Source organism: Metabacillus sp. GQ13 (assembly GCF_059758525.1).
Genome location: NZ_JCAXET010000010.1, coordinates 13,325 through 35,003 on the forward strand (window position 1 = coordinate 13,325; position 21,679 = coordinate 35,003).

The 21,679-nt window shown below is 36.6% G+C and carries 16 protein-coding genes; 4 read left to right on the forward strand and 12 right to left on the reverse strand.

Annotation, left to right across the window (positions count from 1 at the left end; all coding sequences use genetic code 11):
• Positions 1 to 509: 509 nt before the first annotated feature.
• Positions 510 to 1,958, reverse strand: coding sequence for a cardiolipin synthase (gene cls, locus AC6CHR_RS13520; RefSeq protein WP_498249449.1), 1,449 nt, complete (start codon positions 1,956 to 1,958; stop codon positions 510 to 512).
• 282 nt (positions 1,959 to 2,240) lie between these two features.
• On the opposite strand from cls, the gene AC6CHR_RS13525 reads away from it, so the two are divergent.
• Positions 2,241 to 3,533: an aminotransferase class I/II-fold pyridoxal phosphate-dependent enzyme gene (locus AC6CHR_RS13525; protein ID WP_498249451.1), complete on the forward strand. Its 1,293-nt coding sequence runs from the start codon at positions 2,241 to 2,243 to the stop codon at positions 3,531 to 3,533.
• 436 nt (positions 3,534 to 3,969) lie between these two features.
• Here AC6CHR_RS13525 and AC6CHR_RS13530 read toward each other — a convergent pair whose 3' ends face one another.
• The 8 genes from AC6CHR_RS13530 to AC6CHR_RS13565 form a co-directional block, all read right to left on the reverse strand.
• Positions 3,970 to 5,109, reverse strand: a complete 1,140-nt coding sequence (locus AC6CHR_RS13530) for a mannitol-1-phosphate 5-dehydrogenase (protein WP_498249452.1) — start codon at positions 5,107 to 5,109, stop codon at positions 3,970 to 3,972.
• Position 5,110: 1 nt separating this feature from the next.
• On the reverse strand, positions 5,111 to 5,542 hold the full coding sequence (locus AC6CHR_RS13535; RefSeq protein ID WP_498249453.1) for a PTS mannitol transporter subunit IIA: 432 nt from the start codon (positions 5,540 to 5,542) through the stop codon (positions 5,111 to 5,113).
• 7 nt (positions 5,543 to 5,549) lie between these two features.
• Entirely contained in the window at positions 5,550 to 7,655 is a 2,106-nt protein-coding gene (locus tag AC6CHR_RS13540) for a BglG family transcription antiterminator (protein ID WP_498249454.1), read from the reverse strand.
• A 323-nt stretch (positions 7,656 to 7,978) separates the two neighbouring features.
• Complete coding sequence (locus AC6CHR_RS13545; RefSeq protein ID WP_498249455.1) at positions 7,979 to 9,409, reverse strand: PTS mannitol transporter subunit IIBC; 1,431 nt, start codon at positions 9,407 to 9,409, stop codon at positions 7,979 to 7,981.
• Between the two features lie 229 nt (positions 9,410 to 9,638).
• Positions 9,639 to 11,075, reverse strand: coding sequence for a DHA2 family efflux MFS transporter permease subunit (locus tag AC6CHR_RS13550; protein ID WP_498249674.1), 1,437 nt, complete (start codon positions 11,073 to 11,075; stop codon positions 9,639 to 9,641).
• A 694-nt stretch (positions 11,076 to 11,769) separates the two neighbouring features.
• On the reverse strand, positions 11,770 to 13,476 hold the full coding sequence (locus tag AC6CHR_RS13555) for a methyl-accepting chemotaxis protein (protein WP_498249457.1): 1,707 nt from the start codon (positions 13,474 to 13,476) through the stop codon (positions 11,770 to 11,772).
• A gap of 197 nt (positions 13,477 to 13,673) precedes the next feature.
• Positions 13,674 to 14,654, reverse strand: a complete 981-nt coding sequence (locus AC6CHR_RS13560; protein ID WP_498249459.1) for an HD-GYP domain-containing protein — start codon at positions 14,652 to 14,654, stop codon at positions 13,674 to 13,676.
• 37 nt (positions 14,655 to 14,691) lie between these two features.
• The gene (locus AC6CHR_RS13565; protein WP_498249460.1) at positions 14,692 to 15,258 is read right to left on the reverse strand and encodes a DNA-binding protein; all 567 of its coding nucleotides are present in this window, start codon (positions 15,256 to 15,258) and stop codon (positions 14,692 to 14,694) included.
• A 261-nt stretch (positions 15,259 to 15,519) separates the two neighbouring features.
• Between AC6CHR_RS13565 and AC6CHR_RS13570 the strand changes: the two genes are divergently transcribed.
• Both AC6CHR_RS13570 and AC6CHR_RS13575 read left to right on the forward strand, forming a co-directional pair.
• Positions 15,520 to 16,878 (forward strand): helix-turn-helix domain-containing protein, encoded by a 1,359-nt coding sequence (locus AC6CHR_RS13570; RefSeq protein WP_498249461.1) that lies wholly within the window; start codon positions 15,520 to 15,522, stop codon positions 16,876 to 16,878.
• 218 nt (positions 16,879 to 17,096) lie between these two features.
• Positions 17,097 to 18,260, forward strand: a complete 1,164-nt coding sequence (locus tag AC6CHR_RS13575) for a diguanylate cyclase (protein WP_498249462.1) — start codon at positions 17,097 to 17,099, stop codon at positions 18,258 to 18,260.
• Between the two features lie 405 nt (positions 18,261 to 18,665).
• On the opposite strand, the gene AC6CHR_RS13580 is transcribed toward AC6CHR_RS13575, so the two are convergent.
• Entirely contained in the window at positions 18,666 to 18,914 is a 249-nt protein-coding gene (locus AC6CHR_RS13580; protein WP_498249463.1) for a hypothetical protein, read from the reverse strand.
• Positions 18,915 to 19,182: 268 nt separating this feature from the next.
• Here AC6CHR_RS13580 and AC6CHR_RS13585 point away from each other — a divergent pair, with 268 nt between their 5' ends.
• A complete protein-coding gene (locus AC6CHR_RS13585; RefSeq protein WP_498249464.1) occupies positions 19,183 to 19,530 on the forward strand; it encodes a DUF3895 domain-containing protein in 348 nt (115 codons plus the stop codon).
• A gap of 159 nt (positions 19,531 to 19,689) precedes the next feature.
• Here the strand turns inward: AC6CHR_RS13585 and AC6CHR_RS13590 are convergent, their stop codons facing one another.
• Together AC6CHR_RS13590 and AC6CHR_RS13595 are read right to left on the reverse strand one after the other, a co-directional pair.
• Positions 19,690 to 20,877 (reverse strand): cell division protein, encoded by a 1,188-nt coding sequence (locus AC6CHR_RS13590; protein WP_498249465.1) that lies wholly within the window; start codon positions 20,875 to 20,877, stop codon positions 19,690 to 19,692.
• A 445-nt stretch (positions 20,878 to 21,322) separates the two neighbouring features.
• On the reverse strand, positions 21,323 to 21,670 hold the full coding sequence (locus AC6CHR_RS13595; protein ID WP_498249466.1) for a swarming motility protein SwrAA: 348 nt from the start codon (positions 21,668 to 21,670) through the stop codon (positions 21,323 to 21,325).
• Positions 21,671 to 21,679: the final 9 nt, after the last annotated feature.

Consider the following 21,679-nt stretch of genomic DNA (forward strand, 5'->3'; position numbering starts at 1 on the left):
TTCATGATATAAACGACCCATTCACACTAAAATAACTGATATGTGTATTTAGTTGTGCAACTATTTAGACAATCTATTTATTTATTATAAGGTAATTTGCTTATAAATGCTCTATTAACTTAGGTTCTTTTTTCTTAAGTCAAAGGAAAGTAGTTTACCTTTAAAAAAACAAACATACTATTCCTTTATAACTAGTATAACATGCCCATTTTCAAACGGTGAAAGGTTATGGAATCTACGTATAGGAAGTTTATGGTTGAGTTTTGTCATTAGCGATAAAAGGGGGGTTTGGGGGTAGGATGGAACCCCCCCCTTTAAAAACTATTACTTTATCGGTAACTTCAATTAACTATAGCGTTTTTCTAATATAGTTGTCAATTAGTAAATCTTACTTTTTCACTTAGGCTTTTTTCTAAAAGAGCACGAAGATAGGCTGAATTCGTAAAGATTTACTTATTACGAAAAACAACAATCTTTGCGAAAACAGCCTTCACTTAAATATAAATTCCTTATAAAATTGGTGAGAGAAGTCTGGAAATAGACTCCTTAAAACGAATCACACGAGAACGCTGGTGGTACGCTTGTAAAGTTAGCTCTCTAGAAACTTCCATATCATGTTGAAATTCTTCAGCAAGTTTTTCGGCAATTTTCGGATCATAAATAAACGCATTGACTTCAAAATTTAATTTAAAGCTTCTTACATCTATATTTGCTGTTCCTACCGATGAAACCTTTTGATCGACAACAATGGTTTTTGCGTGAATAAAGCCATTTTCGTATATAAACACCTTCACCCCGGAGCTAAGCATTTCACCTACATTGTACATTGTTGCCCAATACACAAACGCATGGTCAGGTTTATTAGGGATCATAATTTTAACCTCAACACCAGAAAGACTAGCAATTTTCAAGGCATCCAGTAAGCTTGCATCTGGAATAAAATACGGCGTCTGAATCTCAATCGTCTTTTTCGCGGTCATAATCATTTTTAAATAGCCACTTTTAATTTGTTCCCATTCAGAATCAGGACCACTTGTCACAATTTGCATACTACTTTCGCCCTTTATTGCGATCTTTGGAAAATGAGCTTTTATATAGGGGATTTTCTGTTTATGTGTAGCCTGATTCCAATCGAGAATAAACCGAGTTTGAATCGCATGAACTGCTTTTCCCTCAATTCTTAAATGGGTATCACGCCAGTTACCAAACTTTGGATCTAGACCTAGGTATTCATCACCAACATTAAAGCCTCCTACATAGCCAATTTGCCCGTCAATAATCACCAACTTCCGGTGATTACGATAGTTTAACCGTAAATTAATCCATCTTAACTTCGAAGGGAAAAAGACTTCAACCGCCCCATTAGCTGCTCGTAGCTCTGCAAAAAATGGTTTTCTCAAATCCCTAGAGCCTAGGTCATCATAGAGCACCTTTACCTTGATCCCTTGCCTAGCTTTACTTGTTAATGCTGCTATCAACCGCTTACCTAACTCATCATTATGTAAAATATAATACTGCAGGTGAATATGATCCTCCGCCTGTTCTATATCAGCAATAAGTTGATCGAATTTCTGGTTACCATCTGTAAAAATATCAATATGATTATCAGTTGTTAAGACAGCATCATTATTAGTTAAATGCATGTAAATAAGTTGCTTACTCTCGCGCTCTATCTCATTGTGAAACTCAAATGTGTCATGCTGAATTTCCTCTAATTGGTTACTTAGCAATTTATCAATACCTAGTTTTTTACGATCATCCCATTGAAACATATGATAGCGACTTAAATTTTGCCCGAAAAGAAGGTATAAAAGAAATCCTAATACCGGAATAAAAAACAGAACAAGTAACCACGCCCACGAAGAAGAAGCATCCCGGCGTTCACGAAAGATAACGACAATCGCAAATAAAATATTTAGAAAGAAGATAATACCTAGTAATATTGATACAATATACATATATGTTCCTCGCTTGTAACGATTTAATTTGGCACTGAATAGAACCATAGTTGTCTTACTAGTATACCGAAAACAAAACCATCTGTAACTGTATGAAATTCTTACAAAGTTAGAATAAATAGGGCTTATTTTCAAACACATTCAATTTTGCCAAGAACAGGTTGATTAATTAATAAAACGCAGAAATTTTTCTTTTATAACTGTGAGAAAAGACTTTAGTATGATAAAATATCACATAATGAATTTTCAAAATATTTATATTCTGTAGAGGTGGAACAAGGCATGAATGAATTAGCACAAGCTCTTAATAATTCGATTAAAGAAGACAATGAATCTGTCTATACGATGCTGTCCCAATTAGGAAAAGAAATGTTTTACCCAAAAGGGATTCTAAGTCAATCGGCAGAAGCAAACAAGAAGGCAACACGCTTTAATGCAACAATCGGTATTGCAACTGAAAACAACCAACCGATGCACTTTAAACATATTCAAGATCTTTTCGGTGATAAAATTGCCCCTAAAGACCTTTTCCCTTACGCACCACCACAAGGTAAAGAAGAACTCAGAAGCATCTGGAAACAAAAAATACTAAAAGATAATCCAAGCCTTGATGAAGAAGTAGTAGGTACACCTGTTGTCACAAATGCGCTAACACATGGCTTAAGCATTGTTGCCGACCTGTTTGTCGATGAAGGTACTCCCATTATTTTACCTGACAAATATTGGGGAAATTACAACATCACCTTTAAAGTTCGTCGCGGTGGAACAGTAACGACTTATCCATTATTTAATGACGCTGATGGCTTTAACGTTGCAGGCTTAAAAGAAGCCATCCAATCACAAAAATCAGCTGGAAAAGTAGTCGTCTTATTAAACTTCCCTAACAATCCAACTGGTTATACACCACTTAAAACTGAAACAGACGAAATTGTTGCCGTTTTAAAGGAAGCAGCTGAAGAAGGTTTGAATGTCATTGCTCTTATAGATGATGCCTATTTCGGCTTATTCTATGAAGATTCATACAAAGAATCAATCTTCGGTCTATTAGCTGATGCACACCCGAGAATTCTGGCTGTAAAAGTGGATGGGGCAACAAAAGAAAACTACGTGTGGGGATTTCGTATTGGCTTTATCACATACGCTAGCAGAAGTGCCGCGATCCTCAACGCCTTAGAACAAAAAACAAAAGGGATTATTAGAGGAACAATTTCGAGTGGCTCACACCCTTCTCAATCGATTATTCTCCAATCACTACAATCGGCTGAATTCACTGCAGAAAAGGAACAAAAGTACGCACTCATGAAGGGCAGAGCAGATAAAACAAAAGAAGTTCTCGCCAAAGCAGAATTCCAAAAGTTCTGGACATACTATCCATTTAATTCGGGATATTTCATGTGCCTCAAACTTCACAGCATTAACGCTGAAGAACTACGCGTTCATTTATTAGAAAAATACGGTGTCGGTACGATCTCAATTAACGCAACAGACCTCCGTATCGCCTTCTCTTGTGTAGAGGAATCTGATATTGAAGAACTATTTGACCTAATTGCTAAAGGAGCTGCTGATTTGCAGTAGGATTTAGTGGAGCGCTCGCCATTTGTATGGCGGGCGTTTTTTAATATCATTGGTGGGGACAGGCCCCACCACTATTCGAATGGGGCCTGTCCCCTTCTCTGTCGAAATCTGTCGAACACTCGATAAATTATAGATTTCGCAAATAAATACGCTGTTTTCGTAGAAAATCCGTATATTCGTAGGTACCTATTCGGATTTCGTAGATAAGCGTAGGTGGTGGAGAGAATGGTGGGGTCTGGCCCCACCATTCTTTTTTTCATCAATGGGGACTGGCCCCAATGATATCGATATCTGTCGAACACTCGATAAATTATAGATTTCGAAGACAAACCCATTATTTTAGTAGAAAATCCGAATATTTAGTAGATATATATTCGGATTTAACTGGTAATCCTAGGTGGTAGAGACGATGGTGGGGTCTGGCCCCACCATTTTTTTATTTAACCAGTTCCATCACTTTTTCCACAAGCGGATGATCATTTTCAAGACCAGAAACCTCACTAAATGCAGCACCATAGCCTAAGTTATCTACTTTTTCCTTTAGTGTTAGTGATTCTTGATCTTCTTCTGAGACAAATTGAAGGGCGGCTACAATTACTGTAACCAAATTGTCTGGTACTTGGCCAAATTCATTTACGTATGCTAATGCAGGTGCAACTAGACGGTCCTTTGCTCCTAGTTTACGTAGTGGCGCTCTGCCGACTCGTTGGACGTCATCAACGATAAATGGATTTGAGAAGCGTCCGATTATTTTTTCAATGTATTGTTGGTGCTCGTCTTCAGGAAATTGATAGTTTGCTATTAGGACCTTTCCAGTTTCTTCAAGTGTACCTAATACTCTCTTTTTGATTGATTGGTCCGCAATTGTTTCAGCGATTGTTTGATAGCCTGCAAGGTTACCTAAGTATGCAGTCGCGGCATGGCCTGTGTTGACTGTGAACAGTTTCCGTTCAATAAATGCTTGCAGATTATCAACAAACAGTGCTTCTTGTATCCAAGGTTGTTTTCCTTTGATCCCGGTTGCGTCTATGACCCATTCATGGAATGGCTCTACTAATACGTCTAGTGGGTTTTCATTGTTTTGGTTTGGTACGATTCGATCGACAGCTGAATTTGGGAAACCGATATGTTCTTCAACCCATGTTTTTTCCTCATCTGCTAGTTTCTCTAAAACATGTTTTTTAAGTTCACTGCTGCCGCCGACCATGTTTTCACAGGCGATAATGTTAACAGGCTGTGAATTTGCTTGTTTCCTTTCTTTCAGGCCCTCGGCAATCAATGGGGCAATGAACTTTAGAATGTTCGGTCCAACTGCTGTTGTGATCAGATCTGTTGCTGCTATCGCTTGGACTGCAGCTTCAGGGGACTTCGCACTATTTATTCCTGAAACTCCCTCTACAACAAACTGCTGCTTCTCCTCATTTGCGAGAATGACTTGATAGGTTTTCTCTTTGTTTATCTCATCGATTAACGCTTCATTGACATCGACAAACTCAACGGAATAGCCTGATTGGTGTAATAAAAGGCCGATAAACCCTCGACCAATATTTCCAGCTCCAAAATGAACGGCCTTCACATTAGTTCACCTCGCTAAGTAGCTGAATGATTTCCTCTTTTGATTGTGCTTGTACGAGCTTCTCAACATTTTCAACCTCAGAGCAGACAATCGCAATTTGCGATAAGATATCAAGGTGCTCATTCCCTTTTCCAGCAATTCCAATTAAAATCTTAACAATGTTTCCGCCTCCGAAATCGACACCTTCAGGGACTTGAATGACAGAAAGACCTGATTCAAGAACTGCTTCTTTCCCCTCTTCTGTACCGTGTGGAATCGAGATAAAATTCCCCATGTAAGTAGATGATAGTTCTTCTCTTTTTAGCATTTGATCAATATATTCAACTTTTACATACCCTTGATCGACTAATATTTGACCTGTCGTTTTAATTGCCTCTGTTTTGTTTGTGAATGTTTGATTTAATTGGATGTTTGCTTCTTTTAAGATACTCATGATTTGTTCACTCCTTTAGTTTTTGGACAAAGTTAGTAAAATACAATTGGCTTATATATTGAATTAATTTGCCTTTTTCGGCGGTTTCAAACATGTTTATACTTGCTGGTGAGTCAATGATACTTGCACTAATAAAACTCATCAGCTCTAATTGTTGTGGTTCTGAATGTTCTGGAGCTAATAGTAAAAGAATGCGCATCACTTCCTGTTGCTGACCGTCCATTCCTTTTAATAACATCGGCTGAGGTACATCAATCGTATGAAAACTAGGACGAGAAACAACCTCACTTCTGGTGTGAAATAACGCAAGCATGGTACCTGGAATCGCTAAACCACCGATACGCTCTCGATGCATGAGCGACTGAACTAATTCTTTGCCGTCTATAACGAGATCTCGATCAACTAGCCATTCACTACTATCTGCTAAAATCTCCTCAATCATAGCTGGTTTTTCCCTTTGAAACGTCTCCATTGCATCTAATAGTTCAATTAATCGTTGAGATTGTTCTGTAAACGATTTATATGACTCATAACTTAGTATAACGTCAACTTTTTCTTGGCGAGGTTCAGCTACACGATTGTTAGCTACTGACAGGCCTTTTTTATAAATATACGCTTTTATTCTCTCTAATTCCTCGTCAGTTAAAATTGGACTAACCATTAAATAGTTAGCTGACTGAACTTCTAGTGGAATGGTTGAAAGAATCAAATCATAGTTCTCTATGTCCAAATCCTGCAATTCAAATACTGAGATATTTTTCAGCTCAGCAATATCTGGGAATTGATTTTTAAGCTGTGTGGCAAGCATCTTTGAAGTCCCGATGCCTGTTGAACAAATGATTAACGCTTTTAAATTTGTTCTATTTTGTCGCTCATTCAGTGCAGCGCCAAAATGGAGGACGAGATAGCCGATTTCTTCATCAGGAACATGTTCCAAAGGAAGAACTCTCTCAACTGCTTCTTTAACAACCAAAAATAGTTCATGATAATCCTTTTTTATTTCTGGTAAAAGTGGATTTGATATATTCATTCCCTGCTTAATTCGAAAAATAGCCGGTTGTAGATGAGCTAATAGTCCCTGTGACAATGAAAAATGATCCTTTAATGAATGATGATCGGTTAACAATTCAACTTGTTCGATTAACCGTTGAACAAGATAGGCCACTTCTACATTTTCATCCTCAATATCAATTTTGCCTTCAAAACGAAGCTTTGCACCTCTTAAATGCATCGTGATATAACCAACTTCGTCTTCAGGTATTTCAATTTTGAAAGTATCTTTAAGTTGTATGGCAATTTCCTTTGCAAAAGAAAATTCACGTGAATCTTTAAGCTGTTCTAGGTATTCCGGTTTGATCGAAATGTTCTCACCACGCTGGATTCGTTCAATTGCTAGTGCAAGATGGACGACCAGTCCGACATAAGAGCTATCAGCTAAAGGATAAGGAAGCCTTGCGTTCATTTGATTAATTAGATTTTCAATAATGATCAGCTTTTCCTTCTCAACAAGTCCGAGTAACCGCTCTGAAATTGAGTCAAGTTTATTCGTTGAGTTCCGATCAATACGGTCTCTTATCATTGTTAAAAAATCAGCTACATCAAATTGATCTGAAATAAGACTTCGAATCGCCTTCCGCTTCGCTTCCTCTGAGCCAGTTAATTCAATTCCATAGCCTCTCCTTCTAATCAGAGTTAACCCATATTCTTGAACAAAGGGCTCTAATTTATCGAGGTCATTGCTAATTGTTGCTGTTGTCACGCCTACATCATTGGCTAACGTGATTAATTTCATGGTTCCCTGATGAGCTAACAATGTACAAAGTGCAACAAGCATTCGCTCATCTGGAGTATATTCCTTATAATCCTGTTTTTGAATCGCCAGTTTTAGCTCATGACGATTTGTTTCTGTGCCGACAAGTTTAATGCCGACTCCAGCACGCTTGACAAGTTCAAGCTGAAACGTTTTCAACTCTGGTTCGATAGTCTTCAAATCACGGTGGATCGTTCGTTCACTAACATCGATGTGATCTGCAAGTTCTTTTATCGTCACTTCCTGACTCGCCTTATCCATTAAATAATTTAGAATAAGACGTTCCCTAGCCGAAACAATCATTACTATCAACTCGTTTCAGATGGAGTTATTGACATAGTTTAATTATAAATTGGTTTTAATCAATTTCAACCTATTGAAAAGATGATTATTTCAAAGATCTTCCTGACATTATTTAATAGTTGTCATAGACTTATTGTCCGTTTGATTCGATTTATTGTCTGAGTTCCTGATTATCATGTCCGATTCTCACCATTTTTCCGGAATCACTCAAACCTATATAACCAATCAACAAAAATGACAAACTGTCACTTACCCAAGCAAAGCTGCCGATTAAAAAAAGGGAGACGCTTCTACTGTAATGTAGCGCATCCCCCTTTTCATTGTTAGCTTAACTCCTTAACGATTTCCTCATATCTAGGACTATTTAGGAAATTATCAACCGATACATGATGTGCGCTAGGCAATTTTGCTTTGGCGCGGTCTGTTAAATCTTTATGGGTGATGACGACATCTGCATCATCTGGGATGTTGGTAATAGAAGTATTTGTTACTTCAATATCCTTTATGTCCGCTTTTTGAACTTTATTTCGAAGAATCGAAGCACCCATTGCACTTGACCCCATACCTGCATCACAAGCGAAAATGATCTTTTTGACATTTTTATAATCAAATTCTTCACTAGAAGTAGTTGGTTGTTTAGTTGTTAGAGATTCACTAACAGAACTTTTCTTACCTTTTAAATTCTGCATTTTTTCAGTTGCTTCTGTTAAATCTTCTTCCTTTTGCTTACTCGACTTTAGAATGACCGCAGACACTGCAAATGATACCAATGTCGCGACAACCACACCGAGGATGACGCCAACAAAGTTGCCTTTCGGTGTCATAAGCATTAACGCAATAATACTACCTGGAGATGGTACAGCAACCAAACCTGCATCGAAAAGTGTAAAAGTAAACACTCCACTGATTCCACCAGCGATAACCGATAACAATAGTAATGGCTTCATTAAAATATATGGGAAGTAAATCTCATGAATTCCACCAAAGAAATGAATGATTCCTGCTCCTGCTGCTGTTTGTTTCGCAGAACCTCTACCGAAGACCATATACGCAAGTAGTACACCTAAACCAGGTCCTGGGTTTGATTCAAGTAAAAACAGAATGGATTCACCCGTTTTTGCAGCTTGCTCGATACCAATTGGACTGAGAATTCCATGGTTAATCGCATTATTCAAGAAGAGAACCTTTGCTGGCTCGATGAAAATACTTGCTAATGGTAATAAACCAGCATTAATAATGGCCTCTACACCGCTTGCTAAAACTTTGTTTAATCCTAATACAAGTGGACCAATTGCCATAACAGCTACTAAAGCTAAAATAGCTGCGATAATTCCAGCTGTAAAGTTGTTAACTAACATTTCAAAGCCAGTTTTCACTTTACCCTTAAAGAATCTGTCAATCTGTTTAATCAAATATCCACCGAGCGGCCCCATAAGCATGGCACCTAAGAACATTGGGATATCCGCTCCAACAATGACACCCATCGTCGCGACAGCACCGACAACACCACCACGAACGTCATAAATCATCTTCCCACCTGTATAACCAATCAATAATGGCAACAGGTATTTAATCATTGGATCTACTAGTGAAGCAAACTGCTCATTTGGGAAATAGCCAGTAGGAATAAAGAGTGCAGTAATAATCCCCCAAGCGATGAATGCTCCTATATTCGGCATAATCATGCCACTTAAATAACTTCCAAAACGTTGAATCTTAACGCGAAAGTCAGCTTTATTTTCGTTTGTTTCCATTTGAGTCACCCCTTTTTTATCTTACGTTAATAATAGAGCGTTTTCATATTAGAAACAATCTAAAGTAAACGCGTTTTTGTCAGCTGGATTGTTGCCAAATTATTTTTAGGTTTTTTCGTTATAACGTACGGGGCCAGTCCCCAAGAACCGACGAGCGGGGACTGGCCCCAAAAAACAAAAAAAGAGCCAAAGCTCACATACAAGCTTTAACTCTTCATTCTCTTCTATATTAATGCTCTACTTTTACACGTTTAATAAAAAATGCAACAATTAAAGCGATGATTGCTGCTATTAATGGGAAGGTGAAGCTATCCTGAACACCTGCCGTCATACCTGCAGCAATATTGGTTGGATCATTAGGATTTTCCACCGTTCCTAGAAAATTGCTACTGCCGGCACTCATGATACTAACAGCAACAGCGGTACCTATTGCTCCAGCAACTTGTTGAAGAGTATTCATGATCGCCGTACCATCTGGGTAATACTGTTTTGGTAACTGATTCAACCCGTTTGTTTGAGCTGGCATCATGACCATTGCAATCCCAATCATCAAGAAGATGTGTAAAGCAACAATCACCGCAGTTGATGTGGTTGTTGTAACTGATGATAGGAACCATAGAACAATCGTTGCGATCACTAAGCCAGGAATCACTAGCCACTTCGGTCCATATTTATCAAACAATCCCCCCATAACTGGAGACAATAGACCGTTAATAATTCCACCTGGTAAAAGAATAAGCCCAGCTGTATAAGCTGTTAGTAATAATCCACCTTGCAAATACATAGGCAATAAAAGCATTGATGATAAAATAACCATCATACAAATAAATACCAATAATACACCGATCGAGAACATTGGATAGCTAAATGCTCTTAAGTCAATCATCGGTTTCTCCATTTTGAATTGGCGAATACTAAAGAGTATAAGCGAGATCACTCCAAGCAAAATAAAACCAATTACTTTTGGACTGCTCCAGCCGTCCGCTCCTTCACCTGCACTACTAAAACCAAACACGACTCCTCCGAATCCTAGAGTCGATAATAAAATAGACAGGATATCGATTTTGGGCTTTGTTACCTCTGAAACATTCTCCATAAAGAAAATCCCAGCTAATAACCCAATAAATAAGAATGGAATCGATAACCAAAAGATCCAATGCCATGATAGGTTATCTAGAACAATCCCTGAGAAGGTTGGTCCAACTGCTGGTGCAAACATAATAACTAATCCAATCATTCCCATAGCTCCACCGCGTTTTTCAGCTGGGAAAATGAGTAAGATCGTATTAAACATTAATGGTAAAAGCAAAGCCGTCCCCATTGCCTGGAAGACACGCGCAACCATTAAAATTTCAAAGCTTGGTGCCATCGCAGCAATGAACGAACCTACTATCGACAAACATAATGAGGTTATAAATAACTGCCTCGTCGTAAACCATTGCAATAATAGACCTGAAACGGGAACCAATATACCTAATGTTAATAAATAACCTGTTGTTAACCACTGAACTGTTGAATGTGTTGTATTAAAAACCTCAACTAATTGAGTCAGTGCAATATTTAATGCTGTTTCACTGAATAACCCAATAAAACCACTTATCAGAAAGGCAACCAAAATCGGAACTACCTTATACTGCTTATCAGCACCCTTTTGCGGTGATGACATACTTGCATCTGCGTTCATATTACATTCTCCTCTCAAACTATCTATATTTCCTTTTTTACAAAGCCTGTTTCCACTAGGCTCTTTCCTTAAAGTTTGTTGTTATCAAACCTAGTAATTATCGGCTCCTTGATATTACCTAGTAATTATCGGCACCTAGATATTACATAAAAAAATCGGTCACTGGATTTTTTTCGTATAATTAGAAGCAATTTTAAAAGAAAATGGCTGAGTAATTTAACGAAAAGAGCTTGAAGACAAGCTAAGTACTTAAGAAGTACTCATTACGAAAAACAACAAACTTTGTGAAAAAAGCCTTCTACTAAGATTGTTATTTATGATCTCAACCACGTATAATAAATTTGCTCAAGACTTCTTCCTCAATTGATGCCATTCCATTGACTTATCATAGTGAAAATAAATAAGCATTTATCATTAGATATAACCAAATTTCAGAAAAATCCTTTACAAAAATCAGCTTCTTTGTAAAATACTGTTTTCTTGCTCAACCGCTAAATTATAGTTTAAATTTTAACTATATGTCAATTATAAGGCACCTACTAAACATAAAAATAGAAGTGACATCGACTATCACTCCCCATTTCACAGAATATGATTTAGTCGCACAACTTCAACTCTACTCAAGCTGTACGACTTTCTGAACGATCTATTAAAATTTTCCCAATTCCACATCCTATTACATCTTAAACTTATTTACCGTCTCCTGTAACTCCATTGCAAGTTCTGATAACGAGCTTGCTGAAGTAGAGATTTCCTCCATAGAAGCTAATTGTTCCTCTGCTGATGCTGCCACAGTTTGTGTATGGGCAGATGATTCTTTTGAAATCGTTGAAATCCCGGTAAAGGTTGCAGATACTTCTTGAGAGCTCGCTGATATTTGTTGGGCCGTTGCCGCCATTTCCGTTACTTGATCACTCATTTTTTCCATTGCTTGGAGGATTTCCTTAAAGCTAACTTGTGACTTCTCAACAATGCCCAAACCTTCTTGCACATCAACTTTTACTTGATTCATTGCATCATTTGACTGAACCATATCTTGCTGAATCTCATTAACCAACTGATAGATTTGCGTCGAAGACTCTTGAGATTGTTCGGCAAGTTTACGTACTTCATCTGCAACAACCGCAAATCCCTTACCATTTTCTCCAGCACGAGCAGCCTCGATTGCTGCATTAAGCGCTAATAGATTTGTCTGATTAGCAATTCCACTTATTACTTCTGTAATATGACCAATTTGCTGTGACCGATTATCTAACCTTTTTAATACTTCACCTGTACCATTTACAGAAGCGTGAATGGCATTAATTTGTTTGACGGTATGTTCTACATTTACTCTACCAAGTTCTGCTTGTTCCCTCGTTTGACCACCAGCTTCAGCAATAACGGATGCATTCTCGGCAATTCGATGGATGCCAAACGTTACTTCTTCTAATGCGTTCGCACTTGCTTCTACACTTTCTGTTTGCGTATCCGCACTACTTGCTACCTCTTGAATCGCTTCTGTGATATGTGCTGTCGCTTTATTCGTTTGTTCTGCACCAGCAGTTAATTCCTCTGATGAAGCTGCCACTTGCTCTGAAGTTCCGACTACCTTTTGAATCATCACTTTGAGATTTTCCTTCATTGTAATAAAGCTATTCGATAAATCTCCTAATTCATCCCCCGTTTTGTCCACGACAACAGCGGTAAAATCACCATTTCCTGCCAGGTTTAACGCATCTGAGATGGAACGGAGCCTCTTTTTAAGTCGATTGGTAAAAGCAATAACAACAATCGTTGAGATGATAATAATGATTCCTAAAGAAATACTAAAAACAATAAAAAACGATGCGATTGTTTCGTCAATCAGATTCTGTGAAGCACCTACATAAAAAATACCGATGACGTTTCCACTACTATCTGAGATTGGCATATAAGCAGTTTGGTAGGTATGGTCCAAAATCTGCGCTTCTCCGTAAAAGTTATTTCCATCAGTTAACACAACTTTTACGATATCATTTGTAACCTTTGTCCCTACTGCACGTTCCCCATCAATCATAACATTTGATGCAATACTAATATCATTTCGGAAAATAGTCACAGTATCCCCGGTTTCCTCTGCTATACTATCGACAATTTGATAATTCTCCTCCATACTTTCAAGGCCTTTGAATAACTTTCCATCGATGATTTCCCATTCTCCAGGAAAGCTCTTATCAATATAGCGATATGCTAGTCCTAAATCTCCCTTTGCCTTTTCAATCGCAAAGGATTTAATCCCATGAGTAAGCTCCCTATATGCAATAACACCAATTACAGAAGATAAAAGTAAAATAACGCCTAGTACAATTAGATTTATTTTCATTCCGATCCCTAATTTTCTCTTTATATTTCTCTTTAACATTTTAACTACTCCTTTAACAATTTATATTTACTATACCTATTAATATCGGTCATTTTATTCACTTGTTTAATCGGATAGGTACTAAATGTTTGAATGTATCCGTTCTCTTAAGAATTTTCCCTTTCCATTCTCGAAAAAAAGGGCAAAAAAAAGAAGCGACTTCGTATGATCACTTCCTTTCTCTTCCTTATAGGTGGTTACTTCTTTAAAATCCCTGTAATCACAATCGAAGGATTCTCTACTAAATCAACTTCCACCTCAGTTTCTACATAACGAATAACTGGTCGATGGAGATTTGTTTTAAAGCCGATGATCATTGCTTTTTGCCCATTACTGAGCATCACCTTGGTTCCTGGAATGTACGAAGGGATACTTGATATGAATGCCTCTACTATGTTTCCTTTGTATTCTAGATTATGTTTCATTGAAATCAGTTCCATTGCTTCATGGGGGAGCATGGTACCACTAGAAATTAGCCGCTCATATCGATTAGCAACTGCGCAAACTTGTGGGAAATCAAGAACATTATTTTCTGAAATCCCTCGAGGATAGCCTTTGCCATTTAGCAACTCATGGTGTTGGAAGGCAATATGAGCGGACAATAAACTTATCTCTCTTATTGATTTCATCCAATTGAACCCTTTTAATGGATGCTCTGTTTCAATGGTTGTAAATACTTTTCCGATATCATGAAGTAAAGCTCCTATTGCAAGATCTCTTAATTGAGGGTAGCTGTAATGAAGTGTTTTTCCCATTTGAATCGAGAGTAAAGCAACATTGACCGAATGGGCATAATCCTTTAATTCTCCAGTCACATACGTAGAAGGGATAAGAAAGATCGTCCTCCGCGCAGATACTTCTGTAATAATCTTTTCTACTGCTTTTTTTAGCTCAACAATGTTTATTTCTTGCTTTTTCTTTGCCTGATCGTAAATCTTTTGGACAACTTCAATTGTATCTAGCCAGGTTGGCATATCGACCATCTCGTCCATTGTAATTCCTTTTGATTCAGCGTCTTCTACCATTAATGTCGAGATCCCCATCTCTTTAATCCGTGCTAACATCTTCGGGTGAATCGTTCTACCTGCGGTTAGTAATACCCTTCTCATTTTGTCATATAAGGGCCAGGCAAGCTGCATTGTCTCATGGTCGTATTTCGATACATCAATAAATTGCATAGAGTTAAGCCTTCCTTCACCTTATCTAACTAATCGTTTATTTCGCCACCTGTAATCGCTCATATTTTCGTTGCACACTAATCACAGAACGATTAAGCTTTCCGGCAACTTCTCGCAATGAACAGCCTTCCTTCATCCACATCTTTAATTCTCGTTCCTCTTTAATACTCCAATTTTTATAAATAGTCGGATTTTCCCTTTGTCGCTCTTTATCAACCCAACACGGTTCAGGAATGATCGATTGTGCCTCAATTTTTGAGAAATCAATTTTTTCGCAATTTTGATATGCCCATTTCCAAAAATCCTCTGGATGAATAAAACAAAACTGACGGGAGGAACGTGTTGTCTTTCTGGTACAATTCAATCCATGTTTCGTGATCCAAGCTCTAACAGTTGTAGCGTCCTTTTGAATGAGTTTCGCAAGCTCATATGTTGTTAAGTAACCGGTCTGAGCCTTTGTATTTGAAATACCTAGTCTTTTTAATTTATTTTGAATCGATCCTTCAGTGCGGTTTAATTTTTTTGACATCGTTGTTAGTTTTATAGTACCTACATTGTCCTTTAAATAGTCGATCTCCTCTTCTGCCCAGGTTCTTCTTTCCAAAGTACCACCTCAAGATGAAGTATTTTTGGACCAAACAACTTATATAAACGTTATTTCCACCTTTGTAGGTTACTTAAACAATTTTCTACATTTATTAGTAAATATGTATTACATTATAACAACCAACACAAAAGTTTCAATTTCTTTTTATTAGTAAAAAGAAAATAATTTCATAAAATAAACCTAAAGATCTATTTACAGTGGTAAATTTATCAATTATCTAGTAATATATTCTCATGACATACACAATAAGGTGATGAAATGAAAAGCCAGATACCTAGACATAATTCGATTGGGGAAAAAATAAGAGAAGCTCGCAAACAAAAAGGATTAACGTTGGGTGAGTTAGCGAAGGGAATATGCTCGCTTGGAAAAATGAGTAATATTGAAAATGGTCATATTGGGATAAGCGATGAAGAATTAACTGAGTTTAGTAAGAAGTTAAAAATCCCCACCAACTTCTTCTTGGATCCTAACATTAATGAAAAGATAAAAGAGCTAGACTATGATAGACAAAAAATTAACGACATCTTAACCTTGAATAATTGGAAAATTGCAAAAACCTTACTAGATCAATTCAAGGAAAAAATAGATAACTATCAAATCAATACAAGAGAAATTGATTATCACTATCTTTCTGCCGTCTATTACGTAAAGACAAATCAGCTTCAACGTGCAGAAACAATCTTAAAAGGAATCATCATAGAAGAGCAAGATAATAGCTATAATATCAAAGTAAAATTGAAATCCTACAATGCATTAGCAAGTATCTATTTCAAACAAAAAGGGCTTACAAAAAGTATCCAAATACTTGACCAAGCATTGGCTCTATCAAAAGCAAATCCAACGATTACAAAAATAGAAAGAGATGATCTCTATTTTAATCAATCGGTTCTCTATCTCTATATTGGGGAAAACCTACACTCCTTAAAAAGTCTGAACAAAATAAATCATCATATCATTCATCCATTAGAAACCGATTATCTTAAACTACTGCTCACCTTTTTAGAAGATAAAGCCAATACCAGTGTGCGGGAAGATTTACTTGCATTAAGAGAAAGACTGCAACAAGCAAATGATCAAGAAGGTATATATAGAGGATGGGCACTTACGATCTATACACTTATGTCCACATATCCAGAGACGGATACGATAAAAAAATGGAAGGCTATTCTTTTAAACGATTTGGATTTACTTCGTGAGGTAGAACGATTAAAGGATACTAGCCTAGCACTAACACAACTATGTTTAACCGTTTGTTTAGCCCATTCTGAGTCTCGCTCGATCGTTAATGAATTAATCCAGAGAACAAAACCATTGCTTTTACAGGTTACCAATCCATTACTAATTGCAAGAAATTATTATTTAGAGGCGAAATTACTTCAGCAAGTAAAGCCGATTGATGAAGCAACAACCCTTTCACTTTTTCAAAAGGCGCTTGATTCATTCGATGCTAATTATCAAGGGTTATTAAAAGCCGATATTCTTTTTGAAATAGCTAAATTAAAGCAAGTAAACAATGAAGCGATGCAAGGCTTAGAACTCTATCACAGCCACCTAAATGAGCAGTTTTTATTTACTCATTTTCATGAATTGATATTACCGGATTTTAAATTCTAAAGAGCCGGTATCCTTTGCTCTCATATAACAACAGGTAGTCATTCCACAACGTCTTCACCCCTTTAAAGTAAACGAATACTAAGAGGCAATACAACCAGATTTAATATGTTCACAATAAAGGGGATACCTTAATTTTCATGAAAATTTTGTAGAAAATTGTCGAACCAAATCTATATTTCTGTGCTACTATAAGAGTATCTTAAAATGGATGTGGTTAAATGACAATTAATAATAAATTATGGATAATCCCTATTTTTATATTTATAGGAATTGAAGTCATTATTTATCATACAGTTGACTCATGGCAAACTCAAATTTCACACTTTCTTCTAGCTTTATCATTTTTCATTCCAATATTAATTACTTCTATCATATTAAAGCAGCAGACTATCCAACAAGATCGCATGACAAAACAGTATTCAACATTAGAAGAGAAACAGTATCGTTTAAACAATCTCATGCAGAAAACTGCTCCTGTATTTTCCTTAGACGTACAAACTCAGAATTGGTTCGCTTCTGAAAACATCTCAGCTCTAATGAACAGTACGAAAAAGGATTCCCCATTTACAATCACTGATTTCGAAGAAAAGATCTATCCCGACGACAGGCAGAACTTTCAACATAATAAAGAATCTTGGCTTGCAGGAATTCCCTCAAGTTCTATCTATCGAATTGTTGGAGATAATGAGCAAATACGATGGATTGAAATTCGGACAAATTTGGATTTTACTGATTCTGGAAATGTTAAGACGATTTACGGAATTGTCTTTGATGTGACACGACAACAAGAAAAAGAAGATGAATTAGCGCAAATGGCTTTTTATGACGCTTTAACAAAGTTACCAAATCGGACCATGTTAAAAAGCCATTTACGAAAAGTACTCGCTCGTGCTAAACGTAGAAACCATGATTTCACGATTATGTTCATCGATTTAGATGGATTTAAAGCGATAAATGATACCCTGGGACATGACACAGGTGACGAACTTCTAAAAGAAGTAGCGAACAGATTAATGAATAGCGTTCGAGAGGAAGACTTAATTTCACGAATTGGTGGAGATGAGTTCATCGTTGTCATTGAGGAGACAGATAAAGATGAAATAGTTTCCATTGCCGATCGGATCTTAACGAATATCTCAGCATCTTACACATTCAATCATAACACCATGTCGGTCACACCAAGTATTGGTATTTCAACTTATCCAGATGACGGTCTCGAAAATGAAAAGTTAATTACAAACGCTGATAAAGCGATGTATCTTGCCAAAGAAAATGGCAAAGCGAATTATCAATTTTATACAAGTGAACTTGATGATTATCAGCAGAATTTTTCCAATGAGTCTTTTGTTGACAAAGTCTTGAAGCTATTTCAATTCGGGTAAATGTTTTTCTAAAGAGGATGTTTTGTATGATTAAGTCGTTCCGAAACATTTAACATCCATTTAATTGGTTCTTTAATTCACAGTGAAGATCACCTGTTAATTTACAAACAAAAACGCTCAGAGTGATCTTGGGCGTTCATTTTATTGATTCGCAAAAAAGGACTTACTCTTTATCTTAATACTTATGATTGGTTATGATCCTGAAAATTCTGAAGCTGTTTATAAAAAGGCAGTATTTATCGTAACTAAAATTACATCTTGGGGTAAGCAACTAGCAGGCCTTATCTTATAAAGACTAGAACCACGCAGTAATTGGACTAGTGAAACGTTATCCCTCAAAAATTCTAATTCGTTTTTCACCGATAACGCCTCTTTCATTAAATTAACCCGCTATATCAAGGTTTACTAAGGAGCAAAAGGAAAAATACGGGGTAATGAAATCATGATTGACAAAAATAATAATAAAATTGTAAGCATCAATCCAAAAAATTTAATGTTCCCATTACCATTCACCTTTTGTAATAAAAAAGAAAGTATAAATAAAACGATAAATAGATAAGGCAAATTGTTACTGCCGGAAACAAGTTGAACGACCATCGCACCAATTATGATAATTCCTGCGATGAGGTTAAATACTAGACATTTTTTGCTCATCCTATCCCCCTCTTTATAACGTTATTTTAACATATATTCACAATTTTCTTTTCGCCAATTTAAATAAACGTTAGAAGTAGCACGATGACAATGAGAAACTTAGCTTTTCCTATGTAAAGTGGCATTGCATACAGCATCGAGGTATACTTTAACGACTGAATTTTTCAAAGCGCAGATAACGTTTGAAGTAGTTTATTGTCATTTGATGATAAACTTGCTTTATACTTACAGTACATTAGATTCTTATTCCACACTTAAGGAGGGAAATATGAATAAAGCTAAATTTCAATTAGATGTCCAAAGTTATATAAAAAGACATAGTGAGATTTCTGCACTCGATCTATGCAACGATCTTATCGAAAATCATGGCTTCTCTGACAAAACATTTTCTACTGGTAGATATCGACTATATGTTGATGTTGTTGCTTATCTAGAGAAATTGTTAAAAAATCATTCTTTAAAAGCATTAGATAGAAACCGTGTTGATTGTAAATATGAAGTACTAACAGCCGAATTGCAGGATCCCCTTCCTCCGCCTAAGGTAAATGAAGATAAAAAGGAAAATGAGGCTATAGAGGATTTTGAGGATGGCGAAGTACAACTTTCTCTTTTCTAACTGAATAATAGAATGATTCGGTCTAAGCCTCAAGATTCTCATTCATTTTGATTCTTTTCAACGGATTGAGCCCTTTAAAATAGGAAAAAACACCTCCCGTGAAACTCTGGAGGTGTTTTGTTATGAAAAGCTATGCAAAAGAAGGTGAGAAATGAAAACTTAAACAGCTTCCGTTTCCCACTTTTTCTCATCTTGAACAAAGAGAATCCCCAATTCATGATGCTCACCATCATACAGAGCACATTGTGCGTAGCGAATTTCCCCATTATAATCGATGACTTCAAGCTTACAGAATGCACTATTTTTTTGCAATGCCTCGTAAAATTCTTCAACCGTCTTAACAGCAACACCATTAGCTTTCATGATCATCTCTCCTACCTGCAAATTCATTTTTGCTGCAGGTGAATACGGAAGAATTCCTAATATCATTAAGCCATGATCTCGCTTTGAAAAGTAAAAGGCAGCAGAATCGTCGTTCAATCGTTGACGTACTGTAATAAATTCGCGTCCAATCATTGCGATAAATACAGCAATAAATGCGGCGGCAGTAAGCCAAATACTGACAACTGATATCGCGATCGTTAGTACACCCAACCAGATAACTCGGACACCCGTTACTTTAATACTCTGCATCGGAAGTGACCCTTGTACACGCTGATTAAATCCAATAAAGAAAGGAATGAATAGCAATAAAAATGGTTCTCCGTTTATCGTTAAAACTGGCCACCAAGGCAAAGACGAAGTAAGCGTCCCACCTGGTACAAGAAATAACAACGGTAACATCCATGTCCGATTAGAAACATGTGTGCCAATTGGCAAACCCCTTGTACTAGTCTTCAAAAACGGTGATGTGTTTTTATGAGCCGTCTTAAAAATTAATACACCTTCAGCAACGATCAATAAACCTGCTAATAGACTTAAAGACAAGTAGTTTGTTGTTGATAATCCGACAAAAAACTGTTCCAATCCATTTAATTCAAAGGTTGTAATCATTCCCGTTATAAAAAGAGTCAAGCCAATTGAAAAAGCCGCAGAAAGATAACGTAGTTGAAACGTAAATCCTATAATTGCCGTAACAATAGCCAATAAAACAATTGTTCCAAATGGCAAGCTTAAGCCTACTCCAAAAAGAACCAGCGACGCCATACCGCCAACAATTAATCCCTTTGTATAAGTGAATTTCATCTCCTCATACATATCCTCTATCCGAATATGAAAAGACCTTCTCTCACGCTTAATCCGAAAATATCCATATGCAAGTGTCAAAAGGAAAAACAAATAAAACAATGGATGAATAAAAAAACGACCCACCGCCCAAAATAACTCCAGTAACCAATTTTCCATCAAAGCAGAATCCCACCTTACCTCTATCTACCTTATCTATTAGGTTACTAATATTTTACCAAAGATCTTTTCATATTCATACAAAGTTCCATACTAACCGTAAAAATCAAGCTTTTGGATTTTTACAACACCCATAAATTCCCTACAATTCAAATAACTATATATAAAACGCGAAAAGATCAAAGATCTTTTCATATTAATACAATGCTCAAACAATACCGTAAAAATCGGCACTTGGATTTAAGATCTTTTCATATCCATACAAAGTTCCACCTATCCCGTAAAAATCGGTACTTGGATTTTTACAACACCACTAAACTCCCTACAAAACCAATAACAATATATAAACGCGAAAAGATCCCTACATACAGAACAAAATCCACATATCCACACTATCCCACTTAAATTCACTCAAATCCCTCTACCTATCCTACACTCTAACCCAAAATCACTTCAAATTCTTCCACAAACCAGTATTCGAAAGTGAAAAATCATTCATCTCATCATCCACTTCAATGTGTAAAATCTCTTCTATCATTTGCATAGACTTCTTTATATCTGCCAAGTTAATGGCTAAGCGCTTATGATTGTCAATTAAGTAGGTAAAGTATTCTTGTACACAAGCCTTATCTATTTGATCCGTCTCTTTAATTGCTGTGTAATTTGCTAAGTACATACAAAATAAGCGTATCCATTTATTAGAACTCGCATGTGTTTGATTAGCTGAATTTCTTTCACTTAAATCCTTAAGTATCTTTTGATAGACCTGTTCCTTATAGTAACTGGACTTTTTCATGTTGAACCC

What these genes read in the sequence shown, in the direction of transcription:
- cls (WP_498249449.1), bottom strand. Translation starts at nt 1,958, where the DNA reads ATGTATATTGTATCAATATTACTAGGTATTATCTTCTTTCTAAATATT.
- AC6CHR_RS13525 (WP_498249451.1), top strand. Translation starts at nt 2,241, where the DNA reads ATGAATGAATTAGCACAAGCTCTTAATAATTCGATTAAAGAAGACAAT.
- AC6CHR_RS13535 (WP_498249453.1), bottom strand. Translation starts at nt 5,542, where the DNA reads ATGAGTATCTTAAAAGAAGCAAACATCCAATTAAATCAAACATTCACA.
- AC6CHR_RS13540 (WP_498249454.1), bottom strand. Translation starts at nt 7,655, where the DNA reads ATGATTGTTTCGGCTAGGGAACGTCTTATTCTAAATTATTTAATGGAT.
- AC6CHR_RS13545 (WP_498249455.1), bottom strand. Translation starts at nt 9,409, where the DNA reads ATGGAAACAAACGAAAATAAAGCTGACTTTCGCGTTAAGATTCAACGT.
- AC6CHR_RS13550 (WP_498249674.1), bottom strand. Translation starts at nt 11,075, where the DNA reads ATGTCATCACCGCAAAAGGGTGCTGATAAGCAGTATAAGGTAGTTCCG.
- AC6CHR_RS13555 (WP_498249457.1), bottom strand. Translation starts at nt 13,476, where the DNA reads ATGTTAAAGAGAAATATAAAGAGAAAATTAGGGATCGGAATGAAAATA.
- AC6CHR_RS13560 (WP_498249459.1), bottom strand. Translation starts at nt 14,654, where the DNA reads ATGCAATTTATTGATGTATCGAAATACGACCATGAGACAATGCAGCTT.
- AC6CHR_RS13570 (WP_498249461.1), top strand. Translation starts at nt 15,520, where the DNA reads ATGAAAAGCCAGATACCTAGACATAATTCGATTGGGGAAAAAATAAGA.
- AC6CHR_RS13575 (WP_498249462.1), top strand. Translation starts at nt 17,097, where the DNA reads ATGACAATTAATAATAAATTATGGATAATCCCTATTTTTATATTTATA.
- AC6CHR_RS13580 (WP_498249463.1), bottom strand. Translation starts at nt 18,914, where the DNA reads ATGAGCAAAAAATGTCTAGTATTTAACCTCATCGCAGGAATTATCATA.
- AC6CHR_RS13585 (WP_498249464.1), top strand. Translation starts at nt 19,183, where the DNA reads ATGAATAAAGCTAAATTTCAATTAGATGTCCAAAGTTATATAAAAAGA.
- AC6CHR_RS13595 (WP_498249466.1), bottom strand. Translation starts at nt 21,670, where the DNA reads ATGAAAAAGTCCAGTTACTATAAGGAACAGGTCTATCAAAAGATACTT.